The organism is Microcoleus sp. F10-B2 (genome assembly GCF_036704965.1).
Classification (GTDB): domain Bacteria; phylum Cyanobacteriota; class Cyanobacteriia; order Cyanobacteriales; family Microcoleaceae; genus Microcoleus.
In genome coordinates this window covers 42536-48820 of the sequence record NZ_JAUBTB010000027.1, presented here as the reverse complement: position 1 = coordinate 48820, position 6285 = coordinate 42536, and the positions used below count along the sequence as shown (strand labels likewise).

The window sequence follows — 6285 nt, the reverse complement described above, 5'->3', positions numbered from 1 at the left end:
CGACGCACTCCGTTTAATATTGGTCGAGGGATAGAGTTAACGGGGTTTCAATTAGCAGAAGCCCAACCTTTGGCAGTTGGGTTAGAAACTCAAGCAGAAAATTCTCAATCATTGTTAGAAGCGGTGTTATATTGGACTGGGGGGCAGCCATTTTTAACACAAAAAATTTGTAAGTTACTGCTCGATAGTGCCAACTCTACACCCATTCAAAATCCCGCTGAGTGGGTAGGAGATTTAGTCCGAGAAAAGGTGATTGAGTATTGGGAAGGACAGGATGAACCGGAACACTTGAAGACGATTCGCGATCGCATTTTACGCAGCGAACAACGGGCTAGTAGGTTATTGGGACTATATCAGCAAATTTTGCAGCACAATGAGATAGCGACTGATGATAGTCCCGAACAAATGGAACTGCGATTAACTGGGTTGGTGGTTAAGCAGTCTGGCAAACTTAAAGTTTATAACCGGATTTATCAATCGGTTTTCAACCTAGATTGGGTGGAAAAACAATTAGCGAATCTCCGCCCTTACAGCGAAAGTTTTAAAGCTTGGATAGAGTCTGATTGCCAAGATGAATCGCGACTGTTGCGGGGTCAAGCCTTGCAAGATGCTCAAACTTGGGCCGTCGGCAAAAGTTTGAGCGATTTGGATTATCACTTTTTAAATGCCAGTCGGGAAGTACAACAACGGGAAGTTGAACGAGAGTTAGAAGCACAAAAACAAGCGAATAAAATTTTGACTCAAGCGAATCAGACGCTAATTAAAGCAGAGCAATTGGCCACGTATAAAGTCACTCAAGCCCAGAATTTAGCAAATGTCATCCAGGAAACGGCTTTTTCTAATGAATCATTTCGTTCAGGACAGACATTCCAAGCACTGTTGGAAGCATTGAAGGCCGGGTACGCATTCAAACAACTAGATGCTTCCGCCGAGACGACAAAACATATTAGAGGACGAGTGATAGCTGCGCTGCAACAAGCAGTGTCCGCAGTAAAAGAACGCAATCATTTGGAAGGGCATAGCAATTATGTCAATAGCCTCGCCTTTAGTCCAGATGGCTTGACTTTGGCTTCTGCAAGCCGTGACAACACCATCAAACTGTGGAACCTGCAAAGCCAAAAATCCATCGCTACCCTCACCGGGCATAGCAATTCTGTCAATAGCCTCGCCTTTAGTCCAGATGGCTTGACTTTGGCTTCTGCAAGCAGTGACAAGACGATCAAACTGTGGAACCTGCAAAGCCCAAAACCCATCGCTACCCTCACCGGGCATAGCAATTGGGTCTATAGCGTCGCTTTTAGTCCAGATGGCTTGACTTTGGCTTCAGCAAGCTTTGACAACACCATCAAACTGTGGCACCTCGAAAGCCAAAAACCCATCGCTACTCTCACCGGGCATAGCAATGAGGTTTGGAGCGTCGCCTTTAGTCCAGATGGCTTGACTTTGGCTTCTGCAAGCCGTGACAAAACCATCAGACTATGGATTTGGGATTTCGATAAACTAATGGCATTAGGCTGCAACTGGATCGGCGATTATCTCAGAACCAACCCGAAAGCAACAGAAGAGGATAAAAAAATCTGTGCTGATTACCTCGCCAACAGTCAATCAAATAGGATTTAGGCAAAAAATGCGGCTGTGGTTCCGGCAGAAGAACGCGAACTTTGCCAATTTGTTTTAATCCTGGCGATAAATATACAGCAGGGGAACCGATTTCAATCATTCCTGCGGTTAATTGATGATTGACGGTTCTGATGCCATAGAGTGCTGTTACTTTTGCCCCTACAAAAGGCGGTTATGTAGATGTTGTGCGTCCAGGAGTGGAATAATTAACCGGAGACTTGTGCTCCTTGGGTGTCGAGTTCGATCGCCCTTACATCAGCCTTTACCCCAAATTCCATCCAAGCAGCCGCCATTTCCCTCACAACCGCATCAGCATTAGTAGCATCCGTTAAAGCCAAAAGCGTCGGCCCGGCACCGCTAATTACCATTCCACAAGCCCCTGCATTCAGTGCAGCTTGTTGCACCGCTTCATATCCCCGAATCAGAGATTGCCGGTAAGGCTGGTGAATTTTGTCTTGGAGGGCGCAGCGCAGCCAGTTTTCATTGCCCGTTTCCAAAGCCCGCACCAGCAAACCGAGGTGTGCGGCATTGAAAATCGCATCAGCCCTGCTGTACTCTGCGGGCAAAACTCGGCGCGCTTCGGCTGTAGAAAGTTCAAAATCGGGAATGGCTACCACCGGCACAATATTAGGATGCCACGGAATATCGCAAATTTCCCAGGAAGCGCCCGGTGGATTGCTAGCAGCGAGGCGACATCCTCCCAGTAAAGCGGGGACAACGTTGTCGGGATGTCCTTCAAGTTCGATCGCCAACTGCATCACTTCCACCTGACTCAAAGGCGCACCCGCTAATTGATTTGCACCGACTAACCCGCCGACAATAGCTGTAGCGGAACTTCCCAAGCCTCTAGCCAGCGGCACTTGCATATCTATATGTATCGCTGCGGGCGGCGGCGATTGTTGGAGGCGATCGTATAACTTGAGAAAAGCTTGATAAGCGAGATTGCTGTCGTCTGTCTTGACTTTGGCGGCTTCTTCACCCGTAACAGTAATTTTTAGTTTCTCGGTTGCTGAGGGTTCTAGTCGAGAGAATTGGAAGCGGTTGTAGAGGCTTAAAGCGGCGCCGATGCAGTCGAATCCGGGGCCCAGGTTGGCGGTTGTGGCGGGTACGGTGACGGTGACGGTGGAAGTTTCGGGCATTTTTTGAATGGTGGATTTGGAATGTTTAACCGCAGATGAATGCGGATGAACGCCGAGCGCAGGTATTATACTATGTTTTCAAAAGCCATTTATTCTTGCAGCATTTCAAGGTGCTTGAGGGCATCTTGATAATCGTTGGTATTGCCGTCTTTTTGATAGAGTTCGGCTGCTTTATGATAATCGGCGATAGCCCCCGGTTTGTCTTCTAAGAACTCGCGGGCTCTGGCGCGGTTGTAGTAGGCGTCGCCGTAGTTGGGGTTAATTTCAATGGCGCGATCGAAATCTGCTTTGGCTGCTGGATAATCTCGAAGGTTGCGGCCGCGGATGATGCCGCGTTTGTTGTGGGCTTTGGCGTAGTTTGGGTTGAGGCGGATGGCTTCGGTGTAATCGGCGATCGCCCCTTGAATATCTCCTGCCTCTGATTTGGCTAAAGCACTATTGAATAAATCTTCAGCAGGATTTTGAACAATCGTTTTTTGAGCTATTAATATTGCTGAGGATTTAGCAGAGACAGCAGGGGATATATTACCAAAGATAGTAAAGATTACTAGAGTAGCAATTAAATTGTAAAAGGATGATTTCATAATTTAGGCAAAAATTTGAGATACAGAACAACTAAAACCGGGCAACAAAGGGGAAGTTAGTTCATCATTGCTCAACAGTGTAGCAATGAGCCTTAAACTTGCTTGTTCCCTGCGATAAACTTCTATTTGCTGCAATTGCCAATTCACAACCCAGTATTCCTGCACTCCTCGCACCGAATAGAGTCTGAGTTTCAAATCTCGATCGCGTCTCTGATTGTCTGCACCGGGGGATAATACTTCAACAACTAACTCAGGTGCGGCGGTTAAATGGCCGGCTTCGTCTAGCAAGATAGCCAAGCGTTCGTTGCTAGCCCAAACTACATCAGGTATGACATTATCAGCATCACTGAAAATAAGGCCGGGATTGATGGCTACTCGTCCCAAGCCAGTAGACATCGACCAAGTATCAAGGCAAGAAAAAAATCTGCCACAAGTCTGTTGATGCCCCCAATGCGGTGCTCTAGTCATAAATAGCTCCCCATCAATAATTTCATAACGATCGCCGTTATCGGGCAATAGCTCTAAATCGGCGGTAGTCCAGCGTACTTTATCAGATATTGTCTGGTTCATACAAGCACTCTTGATAGGTGATAGAAACATTCTAAACGATCGAGCTTCTACACGATCCACAGCTTAAAACAATCGGGCTACACTGACTTTCGCTTTTTGCAGGCGAGACTCAGAATATTGAAACCCGCGCCCAGGCGGGTTTCGTTTTTGTAGAGGCGATTTCGCATCGCCGAATTTTTAGATCGCCCAATTTAAAATTATTTAAAATTTCAAATCGCGCGATTACTTCAAAATAGTTTTAGAAGCAATCCGAGTTTTCTTGCGATCGGCTTCACTCAATTGTTCGCCAGACTGCAAGCGAGTAGCAGAAGTTTGCAGCACAGTTGCGGCACTTTTATCGCCCATTTGCAGAGCAGTTTTAGCGGCAGTTTGCAGCATCGTAGCTGCGCCGGCGCGATCGCCCTGCTGCAATCTAGTTTCTGCCAGTTGAGTTTGGCGGTATTTAGCCAAAGCTAAAATGTGCTGCTGCACCGTCTGGTTAAGGGCAGGCTGATAAACTTTCAAGACATTAGCAGAAACTGCAACGGGATCGGAAAGCAAACCTTGACCGACAGTCGGATCGTCGTAGCGAATTTGCAATTGCCCGATCGCCTGTGTACCTTCGGGCAACTGTCCAATATAAATATTAGCCAAAACTACTCGCTCTATATCCTTCATTAAATCTCCCAAGCGCACCATAAAACGATCGCCCTCTTGCTGTACCGGTAATTCGATCGTATCCGGGGAAACTTGGGCGATCGGTTTGAGCTCGGCTAACCGTACTTTTGGCATCAGTGAAAATAGCAAATAAGCATTAGTCAAACCTACACCTTGGATGCGAGTAAATAGTTTGCTAAACTCGTCAACCGCATCTTCGGGACGCTGAATGTGAGCCAGAGCACCGCCGCCAGCGTCAGCAATCTTTTCCAAAATATCCTGGTTCCAGCTATCGCCAAATCCCAGAGAATTTAAAGTCATGTTGTAGTCGGCAGCCAATTTAGCCAACTTCAAACAGCGGTTGTCGTCGCCGTGTTCGTTTTCGCCGTCAGTCAGCAGAAACGCCTGAGATATAGCTTCTTTTTTGCCTTTACCCAACTCTTCAATACCTAACTTAATGCCCTCATCAATTGCTGTGCCGCCGGCCGATCGCAATTGCTCAATTTGCCGTTTAATGCTAGCGGGATCTCCCACAATTTGATTGGGGACGAGGACTTTGGCTTTATGGTCGAAAGCCACCGCGCAAAAGCGATCCCCGGGCTTCAACCTGTCTAGCAACCGTCCGGCGGCTTGTTTGACGGTTTCCAAGGGGCGTCCGCCCATCGAACCGCTGTGGTCGAGAATCAGGCACAGGTTTAAGGGTACGCTGGAGTCGATCGAGCTTGCCGTCGCAGACACCGAAATCGCTAGCTGGCGCTGCGTTGAGGGCGCGGCAGCGTCAAGGTTAGGGTCGTTTAAAACCGGGAGCAAACTAACTTTCATGCGGGATACCTAAAGATTGCGTTACTATTTCTTTAAGAATAGCTCCATCAGTTCAGGCAACATTTCGGTTATATGAACACACCAATTAAAGCTGTGCAATCGCCATACTACGGGGAAGGGAACTCTCGGACGCCACCTCCCGATTTGCCATCCCTGTTGCTGAAGGAGCGGATCGTTTATCTGGGTATGCCTCTAGTGCCTGCGGTAACAGAACTGATTATCGCTGAACTGTTGTTCTTGCAGTACGAAGACCCCGAGAAGCCGATCAAAATCTACATCAACTCGACCGGCACTTCTGGTTACAGTGGCGAACCCGTCGGCTTTGAAACAGAAGCCTTCGCTATCTGCGATACGATCAGGTACATTAAGCCGCCCGTACACACTATTTGCCTCGGTTCGGCAATGGGGATGTCTGCGATGCTGTTAGCGGCTGGTACAAAAGGCTTTCGAGCGAGTTTGCCCCATGCTTCTATTGTGTTGCACCAACCCAAGGCTTACACGCGGGGTCAAGCAAGCGACATTCAAATTCGGGCTAAGGAAGTGCTGGCAAATAAAGCGACGATGCTTGATATTTTTGCAAGCTGTACTGGCCAACCGATCGAAAAGATTACTAAAGATATGGATCGGTTGCTGTACATGACGCCTTATGAAGCTAAAGAATACGGTTTGATCGATCGCGTTCTTGAAAGTTCGGAAGAATTGCCGAAACCGCTGCCGGCTGGAGTCATCTAACTGGGAATGGGGAATGGGGAATGGGTAATGGGGAATGGGGAATGGGGAATGGGGAATGGGGAATGGGGAATGGGGAATGAGTAAGAATGAAGGGTTAATGGCTAGTAGTTTCTACACTGATTAGTTATTCAACAGTCTTTTTATGACTAACAATTCCCAATTACCGATTCCCAATTACCAAT

General features: G+C 47.6%; 6 protein-coding genes. 2 read left to right on the top strand and 4 right to left on the bottom strand.

Going from position 1 to position 6285, the window contains the following annotated elements; all coding sequences use genetic code 11:
* A partial coding sequence (locus QUA99_RS12935; protein WP_333237052.1) for an AAA-like domain-containing protein occupies positions 1–1620 on the top strand: 1620 nt, incomplete at its 5' end.
* Between the two features lie 206 nt (positions 1621–1826).
* Here QUA99_RS12935 and thrB read toward each other — a convergent pair.
* The 4 genes from thrB to QUA99_RS12915 all read right to left on the bottom strand — a co-directional run bounded on the left by thrB (position 1827) and on the right by QUA99_RS12915 (position 5371).
* Positions 1827–2759, bottom strand: a complete 933-nt coding sequence (gene thrB / locus QUA99_RS12930; RefSeq protein WP_333237053.1) for a homoserine kinase — start codon at positions 2757–2759, stop codon at positions 1827–1829.
* 89 nt (positions 2760–2848) lie between these two features.
* Positions 2849–3343, bottom strand: a complete 495-nt coding sequence (locus QUA99_RS12925; protein ID WP_333237056.1) for a tetratricopeptide repeat protein — start codon at positions 3341–3343, stop codon at positions 2849–2851.
* A gap of 3 nt (positions 3344–3346) precedes the next feature.
* Complete coding sequence (locus QUA99_RS12920; RefSeq protein WP_333237057.1) at positions 3347–3913, bottom strand: Uma2 family endonuclease; 567 nt, start codon at positions 3911–3913, stop codon at positions 3347–3349.
* 222 nt (positions 3914–4135) lie between these two features.
* Positions 4136–5371, bottom strand: a complete 1236-nt coding sequence (locus QUA99_RS12915; protein WP_333237059.1) for a VWA domain-containing protein — start codon at positions 5369–5371, stop codon at positions 4136–4138.
* 72 nt (positions 5372–5443) lie between these two features.
* Between QUA99_RS12915 and QUA99_RS12910 the strand changes: the two genes are divergently transcribed.
* The gene (locus tag QUA99_RS12910) at positions 5444–6103 is read left to right on the top strand and encodes an ATP-dependent Clp protease proteolytic subunit (protein ID WP_333191593.1); all 660 of its coding nucleotides are present in this window, start codon (positions 5444–5446) and stop codon (positions 6101–6103) included.
* Positions 6104–6285 lie beyond the last annotated feature (182 nt).